This is a genomic window from Nocardia sp. bgisy134, assembly GCF_965341865.1.
In the GTDB taxonomy this organism is placed as follows: domain Bacteria; phylum Actinomycetota; class Actinomycetes; order Mycobacteriales; family Mycobacteriaceae; genus Nocardia.
Genome location: NZ_CBDQZP010000023.1, coordinates 76,161 through 95,148 on the forward strand (window position 1 = coordinate 76,161; position 18,988 = coordinate 95,148).

The 18,988-nt window shown below is 68.6% G+C and carries 14 protein-coding genes; 3 read left to right on the forward strand and 11 right to left on the reverse strand.

Features of this window, described 5'->3' with window-relative positions; translation table 11 throughout:
* Positions 1–50 precede the first annotated feature (50 nt).
* The 3 genes from ACRWNM_RS31515 to ACRWNM_RS31525 all read left to right on the forward strand — a co-directional run bounded on the left by ACRWNM_RS31515 (position 51) and on the right by ACRWNM_RS31525 (position 2,915).
* Positions 51–995 (forward strand): RNA polymerase sigma-70 factor, encoded by a 945-nt coding sequence (locus tag ACRWNM_RS31515; protein WP_431971781.1) that lies wholly within the window; start codon positions 51–53, stop codon positions 993–995.
* An 81-nt stretch (positions 996–1,076) separates the two neighbouring features.
* Positions 1,077–2,267, forward strand: a complete 1,191-nt coding sequence (locus ACRWNM_RS31520) for an NAD(P)/FAD-dependent oxidoreductase (protein ID WP_431971782.1) — start codon at positions 1,077–1,079, stop codon at positions 2,265–2,267.
* Between the two features lie 447 nt (positions 2,268–2,714).
* The gene (locus ACRWNM_RS31525) at positions 2,715–2,915 is read left to right on the forward strand and encodes an ATP-grasp domain-containing protein (protein ID WP_431971783.1); all 201 of its coding nucleotides are present in this window, start codon (positions 2,715–2,717) and stop codon (positions 2,913–2,915) included.
* Positions 2,916–2,966: 51 nt separating this feature from the next.
* Here the strand turns inward: ACRWNM_RS31525 and ACRWNM_RS31530 are convergent, their stop codons facing one another.
* The 11 genes from ACRWNM_RS31530 to ACRWNM_RS31580 all read right to left on the reverse strand — a co-directional run bounded on the left by ACRWNM_RS31530 (position 2,967) and on the right by ACRWNM_RS31580 (position 18,939).
* On the reverse strand, positions 2,967–4,574 hold the full coding sequence (locus ACRWNM_RS31530; RefSeq protein WP_431971784.1) for an AMP-binding protein: 1,608 nt from the start codon (positions 4,572–4,574) through the stop codon (positions 2,967–2,969).
* Between the two features lie 215 nt (positions 4,575–4,789).
* Entirely contained in the window at positions 4,790–7,141 is a 2,352-nt protein-coding gene (locus ACRWNM_RS31535) for an arylsulfatase (protein ID WP_431971785.1), read from the reverse strand.
* 222 nt (positions 7,142–7,363) lie between these two features.
* Complete coding sequence (locus ACRWNM_RS31540) at positions 7,364–9,781, reverse strand: ATP-binding cassette domain-containing protein (RefSeq protein WP_431971786.1); 2,418 nt, start codon at positions 9,779–9,781, stop codon at positions 7,364–7,366.
* A gap of 226 nt (positions 9,782–10,007) precedes the next feature.
* Positions 10,008–10,418, reverse strand: coding sequence for a VOC family protein (locus ACRWNM_RS31545; protein WP_431971787.1), 411 nt, complete (start codon positions 10,416–10,418; stop codon positions 10,008–10,010).
* Between the two features lie 5 nt (positions 10,419–10,423).
* Positions 10,424–10,867, reverse strand: a complete 444-nt coding sequence (locus ACRWNM_RS31550) for a helix-turn-helix transcriptional regulator (RefSeq protein ID WP_431971788.1) — start codon at positions 10,865–10,867, stop codon at positions 10,424–10,426.
* An 88-nt stretch (positions 10,868–10,955) separates the two neighbouring features.
* Positions 10,956–11,735: an SDR family NAD(P)-dependent oxidoreductase gene (locus tag ACRWNM_RS31555; RefSeq protein ID WP_431971789.1), complete on the reverse strand. Its 780-nt coding sequence runs from the start codon at positions 11,733–11,735 to the stop codon at positions 10,956–10,958.
* Positions 11,732–12,685, reverse strand: a complete 954-nt coding sequence (locus ACRWNM_RS31560) for a diacylglycerol/lipid kinase family protein (RefSeq protein WP_431971790.1) — start codon at positions 12,683–12,685, stop codon at positions 11,732–11,734. The genes ACRWNM_RS31555 and ACRWNM_RS31560 overlap by 4 nt, the downstream gene beginning before the upstream one ends.
* Positions 12,670–13,407 carry an HAD family hydrolase gene (locus tag ACRWNM_RS31565; RefSeq protein ID WP_431971791.1) on the reverse strand — a complete coding sequence of 246 codons (738 nt, stop codon included), beginning with the start codon at positions 13,405–13,407 and terminating at the stop codon, positions 12,670–12,672. The genes ACRWNM_RS31560 and ACRWNM_RS31565 overlap by 16 nt, the downstream gene beginning before the upstream one ends.
* Positions 13,404–14,804 carry a nucleotidyltransferase domain-containing protein gene (locus ACRWNM_RS31570; protein ID WP_431971792.1) on the reverse strand — a complete coding sequence of 467 codons (1,401 nt, stop codon included), beginning with the start codon at positions 14,802–14,804 and terminating at the stop codon, positions 13,404–13,406. Before ACRWNM_RS31570 ends, ACRWNM_RS31565 begins: the two co-directional genes overlap by 4 nt.
* The gene (locus ACRWNM_RS31575; RefSeq protein ID WP_431971793.1) at positions 14,801–16,093 is read right to left on the reverse strand and encodes an aminotransferase class I/II-fold pyridoxal phosphate-dependent enzyme; all 1,293 of its coding nucleotides are present in this window, start codon (positions 16,091–16,093) and stop codon (positions 14,801–14,803) included. The genes ACRWNM_RS31570 and ACRWNM_RS31575 overlap by 4 nt, the downstream gene beginning before the upstream one ends.
* 104 nt (positions 16,094–16,197) lie before the next feature.
* On the reverse strand, positions 16,198–18,939 hold the full coding sequence (locus tag ACRWNM_RS31580; protein ID WP_431971794.1) for a PEP/pyruvate-binding domain-containing protein: 2,742 nt from the start codon (positions 18,937–18,939) through the stop codon (positions 16,198–16,200).
* Positions 18,940–18,988: the final 49 nt, after the last annotated feature.

An 18,988-nucleotide genomic window follows, 5' to 3' on the forward strand; every position in this document is an offset into this window, starting at 1 on the left:
GATCGGGGGCAGGGTGGACGGGGGCTGGGCGCATGGCCGAGTATGGAGCGATGCCGCTCAGTACGCGGGAAGCCGATCTGTTCGAGGGCTGCCGGGGTCGCCTGGAGGCGATCGCCTACCGGTTGCTGGGGTCGGCCGGCGATGCCGAGGACGCGGTGCAGGACACGTATCTGCGGTGGCATGCGGCCGACCGGGAACGGATCGAGACGCCCGAGGCGTGGCTGACGAAGGTGCTCACCAATGTGTGCCTCAATCAGCTCACCTCGGCGCGTGCCAAGCGAGAAACCTATGTGGGGCAATGGCTTCCGGAGCCGGTCCTGACCGGCGACTCGATGCTCGGTCCGGCCGACACCGTCGAGCAGCGCGAGTCGGTCTCGCTCGCGATGCTCACCCTCATGGAGCGGCTGTCGCCCAACGAGCGCGTGGTGTACGTGCTGCGTGAGGCGTTCGGTCACTCGCATCGTGAGATCGCGGAGATCCTCGATCTGACCGAGTCGAACTGTCAGCAGGTCTACCGGCGTGCCAAGCAGCATGTCACCACCGGCCGGTCCCGCACCGAGGTCGACGCGGCCGCCGCGCGGAAGCTCGTCGAGGAATTCCTCGCCGCGGCGCTCAGCGGCGACACCGAGCCGCTGATCCGGATGCTCACCGACGACGCGGTCGGCATCGCCGACGGCGGTGGCCGGGTCGCGGCCCGCAAGACCCCGGTCATCGGTGCGCTCGGTGTCGCGCGATACCTGCGCGGCCTGTTCCGGCCGACCGAGGCCAAGCGAGCCATCGTCGGCGGCCGCCCAGTCGCCTACGCCGCCGTCGTCAACGGCGGTCCCGCCGTGTTGTTCGAGGTCGATGGTCGGGTCGTCGGCGTCGTCTGCCTCGATGCGACCGCCGACGGTGTCGAGGCGATCCACCTCCAGGTCAACCCCGACAAACTGGGACGCATCACCCGCCAGTGGGCGGCGGAGGCTTCGCGCCGCCCCCTCGCGCAGGTCTGGTGACTCACATCACACCCTTTCCCTGTCAGGGATCGCGCGGCTGTCCGGTTCAGGAGGTGAGCGCAACCCAGATAGGAGCAAGCCATGAAGCACCGCATTGTCGTCCTCGGAGCCGGATACGGCGGCGGGACCGCCGCCGGTCGCCTCGCCAGGCGATTGCACCGCGACGACGTCGAGATCACCCTCGTCAACGGCGACGCCGAATTCGTCGAACGGGTGCGTATGCACCAGCTCGCGAGCGGGCAGGATCTGCCGCGTCGCTCGCTGCGTGACGTCTACGCGGGCACCGGCGTGCAGGTCAAGACGGCGTGGGTCGCCGCGGTCGACGTGGACCGCAAGACCGTCGATCTCACCGGCGAGAGCGGCGCCGAGACCCTCGGCTACGACACCCTCGTGTACGCCCTCGGGAGCACCGTCGCCGACCACGGCGTCCCCGGTGTGGCCGAGTACGCCCACAACGTCGCGGGGAAGCAGGCCGCGCTGCGACTGCGGGCGCGCCTGACCGAGCTGGCGCCGGGCGGGACCGTGCTGGTCGTCGGCGGCGGCCTGACCGGTATCGAAGCGGCCACCGAGATCGCCGAGGCCCATCCCGACCTCGAGGTGGCGATCGCGGCCCGCGGCGGGGTCGGCGACTGGCTCAGCGAGAAGGCCCAGCGCCACCTGCGCGGCACCTTCGACCGACTGGGGATCACGGTCCACGAGCATGCCGACATCACGCGGGTGGAAGCGAACAGTGTGGTCACCGCGGCAGCGGGGGAGATCCCGGCGCAGGTGACCGTGTGGACCGCGGGTTTCACCGTGCACCCGATTGCGGCAGCCACCACCCTGGAGGTGTCCGATACCGGGCGGATCGTCGTCGACGGCACCATGCGCTCGATCTCGCATCCGGATGTGTATGCCGTCGGCGACGCCGCATTCGCCGAAGGAGTGGGCGGTAAGCCACTGCGGATGGCCTGCGCCACCGCCAGCCCTATGGCGTGGCAGGCCGCCGACGCTCTCGCCGCGCGCTTGACCGGTCGCAAGATTCCCGAGACCCCGATCGGCTATACCCTGCAGTGCGTCAGCCTCGGACGCCGCGACGGCATCGTGCAGCGCGTGACCCCCGATGATCAGGTCACACCCACCGTCATCACGGGCCGGATCGCCGCTCGCATCAAGGAATTCATCTGCGCGGGCGCGGCTTGGAGCGTCTCCCACCCGACCGTGCTGATGCCGAGCCGCCGTCGACACCTCGCGGCAACCGGCGCGGCGGAGACTCGGTTCGTCACGGCGTGACGCGGACCGATGGCCTGGTGCGCCGAACTCCCTGCATTCGGCGCACCGGGCAAGACGAAGCGTCGCCGACGACGTCGCGGAAATCCGCAGGGCGCGCGATCGTCTCGTGACAACGACGGCGAATTGTGGCTTTGTGGACCATATCTCGCCTGCTTGCGTTACTTTTCGGTGATGACACGCACCCGGGTGCGTTCGGAGCGATGACCGATGACGCGCGCCCCGAATTTCCCAGCCCCCACCGCAATCACGCCACGTATCGGCTCATGGGCGCTGGGGCCAGCACCGTGCTTCTCGTTCTCGCGGTCCTCGCCGACGCGCTTGATGATGGTGCATGATCGAGGAGGTGATGATCACCACCGCGTTCTTGCAGCACGCCGGATCGGGTCCGATGCGGCACGAGGAGCCGCTGCTGGCCGAAGGTCTGGGGCGGCGCGGTATTCCCGTCCAGTGTCCGCAATCACCGCATACCACGGTTCCGGAAATGCGCCGAGGGCGTACGGCATCGACTTCGGCGTGCTGGCTACTGGCGAAACGGCACTGATCGAGGCCAATGACGGCTACGCACTCGGCGCGTACGACATAGCCGCCGACCTGTACACCGAGTTGGTGGTGCAGCGGTGGAGTGAGTTGCTGAGCCACGCAGGCTGATGAGATGCGACCACCGGTGCTGTCTCGAGCGGCACGCGGCTGCGGATCGTCCTATCCGGCCGCGACCTCAGCTGCCCACCGATAGTCGGCCTTGCCTGCGGGGGTGCGTTCGACCTCGTCCACCACGACGATCGAGCGCGGTATTTTGTATCCGGCCAGCGACTTTCGGCAGTGCTGCTGAACTTCGTCCAGTTCCAGCGGGGGCGCGTCCGGGTAGGTCGCGATGACGGCGGCGACCTTCTGGCCCATGCGCTCGTCGGGCACGGGGACCACGAGGGCGTCGGCGATCGACGGGTGGGCGTGCAGGGCGGCCTCGACCTCTTCGGCGAAGACCTTCTCGCCGCCGGTGTTGATGCACTGCGAACCGCGTCCGAGAAACACGATGGTGCCGTCGGCCTCGACGCGACCCATATCGCCGAGTACGGACATGCGCGTGCCGTCGGCGCGGGTGCGGAAGGTGCGGGCGGACTTCTCCTCGTCCTTGTAGTAGCCGAGCGGGACGTTGCCGACGCGGGCGATGTAGCCGATCTGGTCGCTGCCCGGCGGGATGTCGGCGAGGTCCTCGTCGACGAGCAGCATTGTCGGCGAGGGCGGCATGCGCAGATTGCCTTGTTCGTCGACGGTGAAGGCGCCGTCGTTGCCGGATTCCGAGGCCCCGAAGTTGTCCCGCAGCAGCAGATCCGGCTTGACCGCGAGCATGCGTTCGCGCACCCCGACCGACCAGATCGCGCCGCCCGAGGTGATCGAGAACAGCGAGCCGAAGTCGATCTCGCCCTTGCGGCGCTCCATCTCGTCGACCAGCGGCAGCCCCATGCCGTCGCCGACGATGAGGATAACCTGGAGTTTCTCCTGCTCGATCGCTTCGACGACGCGCCGCGAATCGAAGTCGCGCATCAGGACGACACGGGCGCCGAGGGTGAAGAAGGTGAACAGCGAGTACAGCGCGGCACCGTGCATCAGCGGCGCGGCGATCAGGAAGGACAGCTCCGGGAATTCTTTTGCAGCGCTGGCGATCTCGGCGAGGTCCTGGCGGGGACTGGCACCGTAGGGGTTGCCGCCGGAGAGGGGCTTGCGGAAGAAGTCGTCGTGCCGCCACATCACGCCCTTCGGATAGCCGGTGGTGCCACCCGTGTAGAGCACGTACAGCTCGTCTCCGGTGCGAGGCGCGAACTCCGCTGCGGGGGATAAGGTTTCGGCATCGGCGAACGGCACCACGGCGATCGAGCGCTCGGCCGCGGCGGAGCGCAATTCGCCGTCGATCTCGCCGACCACGATCACGGTCCGCAGCAACGGGCACGCCGCGAGGAGCCCTGCCAGCGTCCGCTGGTGCTCGGGCAGTTCGACGATCACGGCGACGGAGTCCGAATTGGTGAAGATGTACTCGAGCTCGGCGGGTGTGTACCGGTAGTTGACGTTGATCGGCACGGCGCGAATCTCGAGCAGGCCGAGCAGGGAGGTGACGTGCTCGACGCTGTTCTTCAGGAACAGCGACACGTGGTCCCCCGCGCCGATGCCCGCCCGCGACAGCAGCGCAGCCACCTTGTCGGCTTCGGTGCCGAGCTGAGCGTAGGTGATGTGCTCGCCCTCGTAGGTCAGCGCGATCCGGTCGGGGACGGCGGCCGCGACCGTCTCGAAGACATCGGCCAGATTGAACTGCAAATCCACTCCTCGTAGACCGTCGGCATGGCCCACGCGCACCCTATGAACGCGTTCTACTCCCACGTCGGCTGTGTCCTCGACCAGGCATGATCAACCGAGCTTCGGCGACACGAGTCGACGTGGGCAACTGTAGAACATGTTCTAAAAGTTGGGAAGCTTTCGAGCCGCTCGACAGGACGGCCGCCCCCGGGGCCGGGGGCGGCCGGGAACGCGGGTCAGTCTCTGGAGAACGCCGCCGCGAGCTCCCGCTCGACATCGATGTACGGGGTGCCCGAGGTATCGACGACGACCTTGGCGACGGCGCCGCCGGTGAACGGGTACGGCGCCGTGTACGCGCTCGATACCGACTGCCCGCCGTTGCGCCCCACGGCGATTCCGCCGCCCGCCAGTCCGAAGGTGCCCGGGTGGGTGCGCATTTCGGGCCGGGACGCGACGACGGCGTCATCGATGAACAGCGAGAGCTCCCCGAGCGGCGTGTGGCTGCCGTCGACGGTGCCGTTGCGCTCGTAACGGACGCCGAAGACGTGGCTGCCCAGCGGCACCGGATCAGGCGCGGACACCCGCTGCTCGTCTTCGCCCATGAAGTTGTAGATGTAGTGCAACCGGCCGTCCTGGACGAACAGGACGTGACCGCCGTGGCCCGCACCCTGCTTGAACAGCACGCCCTCGGCCGAAGGGGAGTGGATGGCGACTTCGGCCAGCACCGAATAGGACTGGCCGCGCATCTCGACACCCGCCCCGATGCCGACCTCGGCGGTGTCCGGGTAGTACGTGAAATTCGTCCGGTCCACCACCAGGTAGGGACGCCATCGCCCCAACATCTCCATGATGTTGAGATCGGCCAGCGGCAGCCCGTTGTACTTCGCGGCCTCGGAGAACCAGAGCGCCTTCAGTTCTTCCAGCTTCTCCGGGTTCTCTGCGGCCAGATCGCGGTTCTGGCTGCGGTCCCGCTCGATGTGGTAGAGCTCCCAGCGGTCCTGGTCGAAGTGGCTCCAGCCGGACGGGGTCGCGGCGTGCACGGTGTTGGCGAACCAGCCCTGATGCCAGATGCCCCTGGTGCCGAGCATTGTGTAGAACTGCGTGTCCTTGCCCGTCTCGGCCTTCGGATCGGTCAGTGCCGCCGCAAAACTCATGCCTTCCAGCGGCTGCTGTGGGATGCCCTTGACGGTGTCGGGCGGGGTAATGCCGAGCAGTTCGTAGACGGTCGGTGTCACGTCGCAGACGTTGATGTAGGTGTCGCACACCGTGCCATGGGCGCGAATTCCCTTGGGCCAGGAGACGATCGCGGGATCGGCGATGCCGCCCTCGTGCGAGGCGTAACGCTTGTAGAGCTTGTAGGGCGTGTTGAACGCCATCGCCCAGCCGATCGGATAGTGGTTGTAGGTCTGCGGGCCGCCGAGCTGGTCGTAGAACCGCATGCTCTCTTCGACGGTGTCGATGTAGCCGTTGAAGAACTTCACCTCGTTGACCGAGCCGTTGGGTCCGCCTTCGCCGCTCGCGCCGTTGTCGGAGATCACCACGACGATGGTGTTGTCCAACTGTCCCGACTCTTCGAGATAGTCGAGGATCCGTCCGATCTGATCGTCGGTGTAGCTCTGGAAACCGGCGAACACCTCGGCCATTCGGGCGAACAGCCGCCTCTCCTCCGTGTTCAGCGAGTCCCACGGGCGCACGGTGTCCAGCAGCGGCCACGGTTCGCCGCTGGGGCCTTTGGCGCTGAGATACGGGTTCACCGGAGACATTTCGGTGTCGGCCGGGACGATGCCCATCCGCTTCTGGTTCTCCAGCACGATGTCGCGGTACGCCTCGTAGCCCATGTCGAAGCGACCGGCGTAGCGGTCGGCCCACTCCGCGAACACGTGATGGGGTGCGTGGCCCGCTCCCGGGCAGACGTAGGAGAACCACGGCTTGTCGGGTGCGATGACCTTGGCGTCGCGGATGAACTCGATGGTCTTGTCCGCGATGTCCTTCGACAGGTGGTAGCCGTCCTCGGGGGTCGCGGGCGGCGCGGTGCTGTGGTTGTCGTAGACCAGCTCCGGGTACCACTGGTCGGTCTCGCCGCCCATGAATCCGTAGAAGCGTTCGAAGCCCCGGCTCAGCGGCCAATGTCGTTTGGTGGACGCCAGATTCGACTCCTCGAGCGGCGTCAGGTGCCACTTGCCGACGCAGTAGGTGTTCCAGCCCCGTTCGGCCAGCACCTCCGAGAGCAGTGCGGTCTCGAACGGAATCCGGCCGCTGCAATTCGGGAAGCCGTCGGTGAATTCCTCGATCGTCGCCATGCCGACGGAGGTGGCGTTGCGTCCGGTGAGCAATGACGCGCGCGTCGGCGAACAGAGCGCGGTCGTGTGGAACTGCGACAGCCGCACGCCGCGCTCGGCGATCCGCGTCATGTTCGGCATGTCGACCAGGCCGCCGAAGCAGTCCCAGGTGGCGATGCCGACGTCGTCCCAGACGATGTAGAGCACATTGGGCGCCCCCTCCGGCGCGGTCGGTGCCGCGAACGGGCCCCAATCCGGGGTGGAGTCGCGAATGTCCAGCTCGATCTTGCCCTTGAAATCGGTCGCCATCGCGCACCCCGATCGTGGTTGGGAGATTGCTGTCGACATGCTGGGTTGGAGAATAACTCGCGTGGCGCCGCGCCAGAGGCGGAAAAGCACCGACTCGATGAGGTATCGGCAACTATTCAGTTACGGACCTGTCGGCGGGGCGGCGCTCATTCGATCGGCGGCTGTGCCGCCCAGTCCTGACCCGGGTGCGCACGGTGCCTCCACCGCGCGCACCCGCGAGGGTCAGGCGCCGACGTAGTCCGCGAGGTGTTCGCCGGTGAGGGTGGAGCGGGTGGCGACGAGGTCGGCGGGCGTGCCCTCGAAGACGATCTTGCCGCCGTCGTGGCCTGCGCCGGGGCCGAGGTCGATGATCCAGTCGGCGTGCGCCATGACCGCCTGGTGGTGCTCGATGACGATGACCGACTTGCCGGAGTCGACGAGACGGTCGAGCAGGCCGAGCAGGTTCTCGACGTCGGCGAGATGCAGGCCGGTGGTCGGCTCGTCGAGAACGTAGACGCCGCCCTTGTCGGCCATGTGGGTGGCCAGCTTCAGCCGCTGCCGTTCGCCGCCCGAGAGGGTGGTGAGCGGCTGACCCAGGCTGAGGTAGCCGAGCCCGACGTCGGCGAGCCGGTCGAGGATGGCGTGTGCGGCCGGGATCCGCGCCTCGCCCGAGCCGAAGAACTCCTCGGCCTCGGTCACCGACATCGCGAGCACCTCGCTGATGTCGCGGCCGCCGAGGCGGTATTCCAGCACCGCGGGCTGGAACCGCTTGCCCTCGCAGTCCTCGCAGGGAGTCTCGACTCCCGCCATCATGCCCAGATCGGTGTAGATGACGCCCGCGCCGTTGCAGGTGGGACACGCCCCTTCGGAATTGGCGCTGAACAGCGCGGGCTTCACCCCGTTGGCCTTGGCGAACGCCTTGCGGATCGGTTCGAGCAGCCCGGTGTAGGTCGCCGGATTGCTGCGCCGCGAGCCGCGGATCGGCGCCTGATCGACCGACATCACGCCCTCGGACGCGGGGATGGATCCGTGGATCAGCGAGCTCTTGCCGGAACCGGCGACGCCGGTGACGACGACCAGCACGCCGAGCGGGATGTCGACGTCGACGTCCCGCAGATTGTTCGCGGTGGCGCCGCGGATGGCCAGCGTGCCGGTGTGCTCGCGCACCTCCTGCTTGAGCGACGCCCGGTCGTCGAGATGGCGGCCGGTGACGGTGTCGCTGGACCGCAGTCCCTCGAGGGTGCCCTCGTAGCAGATGGTGCCGCCCGCCGAACCGGCGCCGGGGCCGAGATCGACCACGTGGTCGGCGATCGCGATCGCCTCCGGCTTGTGCTCGACGACGAGCACGGTGTTGCCCTTGTCCCGCAGCCGCAGCAGCAGGTTGTTCATCCGCTGGATGTCGTGCGGATGCAGGCCGATGGTCGGCTCGTCGAAGACGTAGGTGACGTCGGTGAGCGACGAGCCGAGGTGCCGAATCATCTTGACGCGCTGCGCTTCTCCGCCCGACAGCGTGCCCGCGGGACGGTTCAGCGAGAGGTAGCCGAGCCCGATCTCCACGAACGAGTCGAGGGTGTGCCCGAGCGCTTCGAGCAGCGGCGCGACCGACGGCTCGTCCAGGCCGCGAACCCACTCGGCGAGATCGCGGATCTCCATCGCGCACGCGTCGGCGATATTGATGCCCGCGATCTTCGAGGCGCGTGCTCCCTCGGCGAGCCGGGTGCCGTCGCATTCGGGGCAGACGGCGAAGGTGACCGCTCGCTCCACGAACGCCCGGATGTGCGGCTGCATCGATTCGGGGTCCTTGGACAGGAAGGACTTCTGCACTTTGGGGATCAGCCCCTCGTAGGTGAGGTTGACGCCGTCGACCTTCACCTTGACCGGTTCCTTGTAGAGGAAGTCGCGCATCTCCTTCTTGGTGTACTTGCGGATCGGCTTGTCGGGGTCGACGAAGCCCGACTCGGCGTAGACCCGCACCGTCCAGAAGCTGTCGGACTTCCAGCCCGGGATGGTGAACGCGCCCTCCGCGAGCGACTTGGAGTCGTCGTAGAGCTGGGTGAGGTCGATGTCGGAGACCGTGCCCCGGCCTTCGCAGCGCGTGCACATGCCGCCGGTGCGGGTGAAGGTGACCTTCTCGGTCTTGGTCTTGCCCTCGCCGCGGTCGACCGTGAGGCCACCGCTGGCCCGGACCGAGGGGACATTGAAGGCGAACGCGCTGGGCGGGCCGATGTGCGGATCCCCGAGCCTGCTGAACAGGATGCGCAGCATCGCGTTGGCGTCGGTGGCGGTGCCGACGGTAGAGCGTGGGTCGCCGCCCATCCGCTGCTGGTCGACGGAGATCGCGGTGGTCAGCCCCTCGAGGACGTCGACCTCGGGCCGCGCCAACGTCGGCATGAAGCCCTGCACGAAGGCGCTGTAGGTCTCGTTGATCAGCCGCTGCGACTCCGCGGCGATCGTGCCGAACACCAGCGAGCTCTTGCCGGAGCCGGAGATGCCGGTGAACACCGTGAGCCTGCGCTTCGGGAGCTCGATGCTGACGTCCCTGAGGTTGTTCACGCGCGCGCCGTGCACGCGGATCAGATCGTGGCTGTCGGCGGCGGGCAGCGCGGGCGATGCGCCCTTCGCCGTGGCCTTTCTGGCGTTCTTCCTCGTGGCCGTGGTCATCGTTTCTCCCTCTGATGCGCGGGGCTGTGTCGCTGTCTGCGTCGACCGGGCTGTGCTCGATCCAAGCAGTTCCGGCGTCGGTTCGGTTTCGTTCAGTGCGCCCGGTCGCGTCGGAAGCGCGGCGCGGCACTCGCCGATGGTCGCCGCGGGCGGTGGCGACCATCGGCGGGCGCGGACTACTTCACGTTGCCGTTCGGGCAGCTCAGGGCCTGGATCTCCGGAAGGATCAGCCCACCTGCTGGATGCGGACCATGTTGCCCGCGGGGTCGCGGAAGGCGCAGTCGCGAACACCGTACGGCTGGTCGGTGGGCTCCTGGACGACCTCGGCGTCGGTGGCCTGCAGCCGCTCGAAAGTGCCGTCGACGTCTTTGGAGGCCAGAAGGATGCTGGCGTAGGTGCCCTTGGCCATCATCTCTTCGATGGCGCGGCGCTCGTCCTCGGTGATGCCGGGGGAGGCGGCGGGCGGGTACAGGACGACGGACGTGCCGGGCTGGTCGACGGGGCCGACCGTGATCCAGCGCATCCCGTTGTATCCGACGTCCTTGCGGACCTCGAAACCGAGGGCGTCGCGGTAGAACGCCAGGGCGGCGTCGGGGTCGTTCTGCGGAAGGAAGCTCGAGTGAATGGTGATGTCCATGCTGATCAGGCTAATTGCGTCCCGGTGGCCGGTGCTTCTCGATTCCTGACCGGTCTGGTGACCTGTTTCGCCACGCACGACGGGATCCCCTCCGTCGACTGTGCCGCCTCGCGCCGATAGACGCTGGGCGGCACACCGACCAACTCGGTGAAGCGCGTGCTGAAGGTGCCGAGCGACGAGCAGCCGACCGCGAAACAGACCTCGGTGACGCTGAGGTCGCCGCGCCGAAGCAGCGCCATGGCGCGCTCGATGCGTCGTGTCATCAGATAGGAGTACGGCGATTCGCCGTAGGCGAGCCGGAACTGGCGACTGAGGTGGCCCGCCGACATGTGCGCGTCGCGGGCGAGCGCCTCGACGTCCAGCGGCTGCGCGTACTCGCGGTCGATCCGGTCGCGGACGCGTCGCAATCGCGCGAGGTCGCGCAGGTCCGTGGCGGGTTTGCTGGTCACCTACGCGATGTTCCCATGTGGCACCGGCGCTGCCTAGAGCGGGCCGCGTCCCAGCGGCCCGCTCGGCGCGGTGATCGAGAAGGCGGCGTCACAGTCCGTAGTAGTCGCGGACCAGCCGCTCGTACACCCGGGCCGGGACCAGCCGCCGGGTCCAGAAGGACAGCCGGACGTCGTTGCCGCAGAGATAGGTCTGGCGCGGCCGCGATGCCTCGAGAATGGTCTGCACCTTCCTGGCGACCGCGGCGGCCGGTTGGCCGTCGGCCAGGTATCCGCTGACGCGCTCGAGCACCGCCCGCCGATCGGCGTCGTATTCCGGCAGCGGGTCCGCGACGCGCACGGCCGATTCGATGATCGGCGTCACCGTCCATCCCGGCGCCAGTACGGACACCGTGATGCCGAATCCGGCCGCCTCCATCCGCATGGCCTCGCCGATCCGTTCCACCGCGGCCTTGGTCGCGGAGTACCAGCCGCCGTACGGTTCGGCGATCGCGCCCGCGCCGGAGCTGACCACGATCGCCCGGCCGCCGCCCTGCGCGCGCATGATCGGCAGGACCGCGCGCAGCACGCGGTGGGTGCCGAGGACGTTGGCGTCGAACAGCGCGGCGGCTTCGTCCGGGTCGGTCTCCTCGACCGAGCCGACGACGCCGTACGCGGCGAAGGTGACCACGGCGTCGATGCGACCGTGCCGCGCGGCCATCTCCTTCACCCAGGCCCGCACTGCCTCGGTGTCGCGAACGTCCACCGTCGCGTGCGCCGGTCCCGGGACGAGGTCGCAGCCCTCGACGGTGTAGCCCGCCCGCGTCAGATGCTCCGTGGTCGCCGCGCCCATACCGTTGGCCGCGCCGGTGATCAGGACGACTCCGGTCACGCCGCACACACCTTCAGCACCCGGGGCAGCACCTCGAGGCGCGCGGATTCGACCAGCATGATCTCGCCGTCCAACTCCAGCGGGGCGGGCCGTTCGGGGCGCAGTTCGACGGTGGTGTCGCGGTGGCAGACCGCCAGCGGCGAGCCCGCGAACGCGCCGCGGTACAGCCCGGCGATCAGGCCGAGGATGCGCAGCCGTCCGGACGCGGCCCAGATGTTCACATCGAACCTGCCGTCGGTGCGAGTCACCGGAGTGTCGTAGTACATCCCGCCCGCGAAGTGCACGCTCTTGAGCACCCCGATATTGGTGATCGGCGCCGTGTGCACCCAGTCGGTGCCGCGCACCTCGAGCCGCAGGGGCCGGTGGGTGGCGATATTGCGCAGCGCGGTGGCGACGATGGCGGCCTCCACGTTCCGTGACTTGAGCCAGGCCAGCGCGCCGGTCGCGTGATTGAACGAATCATTGCCCGCCGCAACGAGTCCCATGCTCGCGTTGAGCAAGAAGTAGCGCACCACGCGAGTGCCGTCGGGCAGGAGCATCGTCGCCTTGCCGACGTCGACGGTCTCCGCGCCCGCCGCGTCGACCCGGACCGCGACGCCCGCGCTCGTCGACTCCGGGCGCAGCGGCTTGTGGAAGTCGTTGGAGCTGCCCAGCCCGATGGCGCCGAGCGCGATGTGCTCCGCGCCGCGGCGCGGCCGATCGGTCTCCGGATCCATGATCGCGTTGAGCACCAGATTGACCATGCCGTCGCCGCCCGCCGCCACGATCACCTCGGGCGCGCCCGCGTCCGGTGTTTCGATCTGGGCGCGCACCAGTTTCACGGCCTGGTCGGCATCGGCGGGCAGTTCGACCGTCATGCCGGGATGCCGCTCCCGTAGCGCGCGCTCCACCGGCTGCCAGCGTTGCAGGGCGGTCCCCGCGTTCGACTGCGGATTCAAGATGACGAGCATGACTTCTCCTCGATGCCCAGCCACTCGCGCAGCCGGGTCCACTCTCCCGTGGTGACCAGACCGGTCCGCGCACACTCCGGCGGCACAGCGGATTCCGTGGCGCCGAGCAGGAAGACCGGGATGCCCGCGCGGGCGGCGGGCGCGTCGTTGGCGGCGTCGTTGCCGATCATCACGCAGTCCGCCGCCGCGAGACCGAGCCGATCGAGCAGTTCGTGATAGAACTCGACCCGCGGCTTCGACCGTCGCATGGTCTCGCCGCTGGTGATGAACGTGAAGACGCCGGGATCGTGCCCGCCCCACCGCAATCGGCTGATTGCGGTGCTCGACGGCCACAGCGGGTTGGTCGCGACGACCTGCGTCACGCCCGCCGCGCGCAACTCGCGCACGGTCGACACCGCCTCCGGTAATGCCGGGAAGCAGCGGCGCAGCCGGACGAAATCGCGATCGGCCAGCCGCTGCAACCGCTTACCCACCAGCTCCGGTGCGATATCCAAGCGATCGGCGAGCAAGCCGACCATGAATTCGGTGTTGGTGCGGTCGGTTTCGTTGCGGCGCACCTCCGGCAGGACGCCGGAGAGCACGCGCAGGAACCGGTGCGGCGGCGTCAGGTCGCGGAAGGCCAACGCCGCCGTCAACGGCATCAGCGTCCGGAAACTGCGCTTGCGCAGACCGACCAGCGTGCCGTCCAGATCCCACAACACGGTGCGATGCGCCGCCGTCATTCCTGACTGTCCAGCACGGCTTGCAGGTCGTCGCGGGTCAACCCCAGCCCCGCGGCGAACTCGTCGATCCCGGGCCTGGCGGCGATCGCCCGCACGCCCGCGCGCTGCACCAGGTCCACGCCGTAGGCCGCACCCAGGTCGAAGACCGTCTTGGCCAGCGCCGCGGGGAACAGCCAGCGGCCGAGATCGCGCTGGAAGACCCGGGTCAACCGATAGGGCGCGGCGACGCGGGCGCCGAGCGCCGAGAGCGCCGTCGGTTCCCGCAGCGAGCTCATCCGCGCCGCCTCCGCGGCGGGCACCAGCAGCAGGTCCGACCACAACCGGCCGAAGCTGGCGCGCTTCTCGTCGGCCAGCGCGGTCATGTTGAACTCGGTGTAGGCCTTCTCGATCCGCGAGGTGTGCGTGGACCGGCTGCGCAGCAGCGCGTGGATGTCGGCGGTCTTGCGGGCGGTGTCGTAGCGGGTGAAGCGATTGATCCTCGGCCGCACCCGGTCGATCAGGGCGGCGAACGACGGGTTCGGCACCAGGCGGTCGGCCAGCGAAAGGGCGTGGTACATCAGGTTTTCGGTACCCGCCTTCGCGATCTCACCCGCGAGCAGGTCGTAGTCGAGATCGGTGGCGTGGCGGGCGAGGTTCCAGATGTCGCCGAGTTCGCGCACCCCGGTCTTGTAGTACGGCAGGTGCACGCCCAGGTGGTGCAGATTGTCCTCGTGCGCCATGGCCCACGCGGGCACGCCGTAGAAGTCGATGCGGCGCACCCGATCCCAGATCGCGCCGTAGTCGATGGTGTACGGGGTCAGCGGGGTGATCAGTCCCCAGTGGGTGCCGACGACCAGCGCGCCGTCGCGCGAGACGAACGAGGGCAGGTGGTGCGACCGCTCGGCCCGCACCTTCGGCGCTTTGCCGAGCAATTCCGAGGTGGCGAAAAGGCCCAGCTCCCGGTAGATCTCGATGGCTGTTTCGACCTGATCGAGCTCGATGAGGATGTCCAGATCGTTCATCCGCTTGTAGCGCGGGTCGTGGTAGATCTCGGTCGAGAAGAGCATCCCCTTGAGCACCACGCACCGCACGCCGCGTTCGTCGAAGCGGCGCAACAACTCCAGCGCCCCGGCCAAGCGCCGGTCGTTGACGGCGCCGATGCGGTCGGTGACGGCGGCGAAGTCCGTACGGACGGAGTCGGGCACGAGATCGTAGAGTTCCTCGGCCTCCAGCCTGCGCTGCACCAGCGGCACCGTCGCGTTGAGCTCGGCCAGCGCGAAGAATTCGGCCCAGTCGGTGACGTCGTGGGCCAGCTTCGCCGTCTCGGCGCGTTCGTCCACGGTGGGCGCCGCCAGCGACGCGTGCACCAGCAGCCGTTCGACCGCGGAACCGCCCGCGGCGATCTGGGTTCCGGTCATACCGCACCCTCCTGTTCTGGATGGAATCCGAAGCTCCTGGCGACGGTCGAGATCTGTTCGAGCGCGAAGTCGAGCTGGTCGCGGGTCAGCGTGGCCATCATCGACACCCGCAAGCGCTGCTGTTCCCGTGGCACCGCGGGGAATTCGACGCCGTTGACGAAGACGCCCGCGCGATGCAGCGCGGCCACCACCTCCGCGACGGCCAGCCGTTGCGGCACCAGGATCGGGATGATGGCGGTCTGCGGATCCACCGCGAAACCCATCCGGCGCAGTTCCCGCGCGAAATAGGCCGTGTTGTCGTGCAACTGGCGAACTCGCGCGGGGTGGGCGTCGATGAAGTCGATCGACGCGAGCACCGCCGCGACCACCGCGGGCGACAGCGAAGCGGAGAACATGTAGGAGCGAGCGAAGAAACGCAGCGTGTCGACGAGGTCTTTGGATCCGGCCACGAAGCCGCCGGTGGTCGCGAACACCTTCGAGAAGGTGCCCATGTACAGCTCCACCGAGCCGTCGCCCAGACCGAAATGCTCGGCGGTGCCGTGGCCGCGCGCGCCGAGCACGCCGGTGCCGTGCGCGTCGTCGATGGCCAGCCAGGCGCCGAACGAATCGCACAGCGCGCGGATCTCCGGCAGCGGTGCGATATCGCCGTCCATCGAGTAGACGCCCTCGACCGCGACCACGATGTTCGCGCCGGGATTCCGCCACCGAATCTGCATCAGGCGATGCCGCAGGTGCCGCAGATCGTTGTGCTGGAACGCCATCGACCTGACCCGGCCGAGCTGGATGCCGTCGTAGAGGCTGGCGTGGCTTTGCTCGTCGTAGAGCAGGGTGTCGCCGTTGCGCAGCAGGCCGGTCACCCAGCCGACGTTCGCCGCGTAGCCGGAGGAGAACACCATCGCCGACTCACAGCCTTTGGTCTCGGCGAGGCGCTCCTCGAGTCGCCGGTGCAGCGAGGTGGTGCCGTTGAGCAACGGCGGCCCGCCATGTCCGACGCCGAACTCCCTGGTCGCCGCGATCGCGGCCTCGATGATCTCCGGTTCGCTGCCGAGCCCGAGATAGTTGTTGGAGCCGAGCATGATCAGCTCGCGGGTCTCGCCGCCGTCGGGATCGCGCACCTGGACGACCGGACCGGCCGGACCGGTGATCTCGCGCAGCACGAAGCCGCTGCCCCTGGCATTCGTGACGTACGGCCGGAATTCCTCGAAGCGCTGTTCGAAGGTGTGCGCCGCGGGATCGAGATAGTGTTCGAGACTGAAATTCTCGCCGTGACCGGCGGATTCGCTCCGCACTCGACCCGTCGCGTGGTCGTCGGTCCTGACGGAATCCGTATGCGATGCCGGCCCACCCGTCGCCCGGCCGCCACCCCTCACGGAATCACTACGTGATGCTGTCGTCATTCTTTGTCCTCGTGCACGATGGTTGCGGTGCCCGCGCGCCCGTCGAGCACCACGCGATCGCCGGTGGCGACCAAGCGGGTGACGCCGGGAACGCCGACGACGGTGGGGATGCCGAGTTCGCGGCCGATGATGGCGGTGTGCGAGAGCACGCTGCCCTTCTCGCTCACCAGTCCGCCCGCGGCGACCATGAGGAAGACCCAGCCCGGGTCGGTCGTCGAGGCGACCAGGATCTGCCCGTCGATCTCCACCTCGGGATCCGGCGTGCCGAGCACCAGCGCCGGCGCCTCGACACGCCCTGGCGCGCAACCGATGCCGCGCAGCACGGTCTGCGCCGTTGCGTCCACTGCCGGATTCGGGGTGTCGAACGCCGGGTCGTCGATGGTCGCCGCGGCGATGCCGGTGGTGACGATCCGGGTGGGCAGTTCGACGGCGCGCCAGCGCTCGTGATCGGCCTTACGGGTGGCGACGATGCGGGCCGCGTCGGTGTCGACGGCGGTGCCGCGGGTCAACGCCGCGATCTCCTCGTAGGTGAGCCAGAAGATGTCGCGCGGGTCGTTCAGCAGGCCCGCGCCGTGCATCTGCTTGCCGAACTCCCGGAACACCCGCTTGACCAGGCCGAACGAACGGCTGCGGCCCAAGCGCATGTTCTCGCGCTGCTTCACGTGCTCGCGGGCGCGGCTCAGCGCGAGACGGAAGGCGACGCGTCGCGGGAAGCTGTCGCGGAACAGCGTGGCCGCGGTGGCCTCGGCCTCGCGACGAATGGCCTTTTCCCGCGCTGCCATTTCGTCGATGTTCTGCCCGCCGCGCAGGTAGTTGCGCAGCATGGGCACCAGGCGCTCGGGATGTTCGCCGAGCGGGTCGGTTTCGAGCTTGAGCTCGTCGACCGTGCGATCGCCGAACAGGGCGATATGGCGCAGGTATGCCGCACGGAACGCGGCGAACTCGCGCTGCTCCAACGTCTTCCACACCGCGTGCGCGTCCAACGGACCCTCGAACAGCGCGCGCAGTGCCGCGTCGTCGCGAATCGTCGCCGTCAGCGCCAATGCCGAGCGCACCGGGTCGACGCTGTCGACACCTTCCTCACCACAGAACAATTCGTTGCGCAGGGTGATCGCCTCGGTCGGCTCCAGCCCCTGGCCCTCGAGCAGCAGCCCCACGACGTGGAACAGCTGCTGGGCCAGGAAGTCGTTGAAGATCTGCACCGAGTACGCGGGCACGAGTTCGTGCAGGCAGCGCTCCATCCACTGCAGCAGCGCCTCCGGATCGCGTTCCCGCTCAGGCGTGTCGGGGGACAGACGCCGGTCGAGGTCGGCGGTGAAGGCGGCCAGCTCGGTGAAGAAGGCTCGCAACCGCTGCGGCAACCGCACCCAGCCCGAGGCGATAATCGCGAAGACCCGCACCCGCAGCGCGTACATCCGCAGCCGCGCCACCCCGCGTTTCGGCGCGGCCGGACGCTGGTAGCGGTTCTCGATGTTGAGGGCGGCCTCCCAGCCCTCGATCGCGAACTCCATGCCGGGAATCTGGAGGAACAGCCGGTACCAATTGCTGATGTTGTAGTAGATCCGTCCGTGCGCGGTGCCGACCAGGTACGGGTACAAGCTCGCCGCATTGCGGTCCACGATCGCGCCCGTCGCGCCGAAATCCCGGTGGCAGGCACGGAAGACCTGCTCGTAAGCGGCGCGCAGGATCGAAAAGGTCAGCGGGCTGGACAATCCCGGATAGGACTCCGCGACATTGACGTTGTCGAAGATCGTTTCGCGCGCCCCCGTCGCGGTGACCGGGCGGGCCTGCAACAAGAACAGCGTGCCGTCCGCGTCGTAGGCCCATTCGACGTCCTGGGGTCCGCCGAAGGCTTCGGCGAGCGCGCCTGCGGTGCGCGCGAGTTCGACGATCCGTTCATCGGTGAGCGCGGGCTCCGCACTGCCGCCCGCGATCTCCGCTACCGCGGTGCCGGAACCCGAGTCGGCGACGACGCGGCTCCGCTTGTCGACGACGGTGCGGGAAACGACCGCGCCCGAGGCGTTGTCGACGAAATACGTATCGCATTCCACCGTGCCCGCCACGACGCCCTCACCGAGACCGAGCGCCGCCGACACCACCGATTCGGCCGGATCGCCGGTCTGCGGATTGCAGCTGAAGACCACGCCGGAGACGGCGCTGTCGACGAGCACCTGCACCAGCACCGCGCAGTCGACGCCGCCGTTGTCCAGGCCGCGATGCGCTCGGTAGAACAGCGAACGCTCCGAATAGGCCGACGCGAGCACCTCCAGAATGGCGCGCGGCACGTCGGACGGCGCCACATTGAGGACCGTATCCAACTGACCCGCGAACGAATCCGTCGCGGAGTCTTCCCCGCTCACGGACGAGCGGACCGCCAGCCGCACCGGGCCGTCGGACCATTCGGCGATCGCCGCGTCGAGTTCGGCCGCGACCTGGTCGGGCAGGGAAACGCCGAGGATCAGGCCGCGGACGGCCGCCGACACCGACCGCAACGACGCGGGGTCGGTGTGGTCGAGGGTGCCGAGCAGGTCGGCGATGCCGTCGGCGGTGGGCGCGAGGATCTCCGCGCACGCCTCGGTGGTGACCACCGCGAACGGCGGCACCCGATAACCGGCCGCCAGCAAGCGACCGAGATTCGCGGCCTTGGCCCCGAATCGCGCGATGTGCTCCGGCGCCGCGTCCGGCCGCGCGGCCAGTGTCGCGGCGGGCACCACCGCGCCGGTGTTCGTTGGGTTCATAGCTCTGTGCCTCTGCGTATCGAAAGACGATGGGGGCGTGCGCCACTCG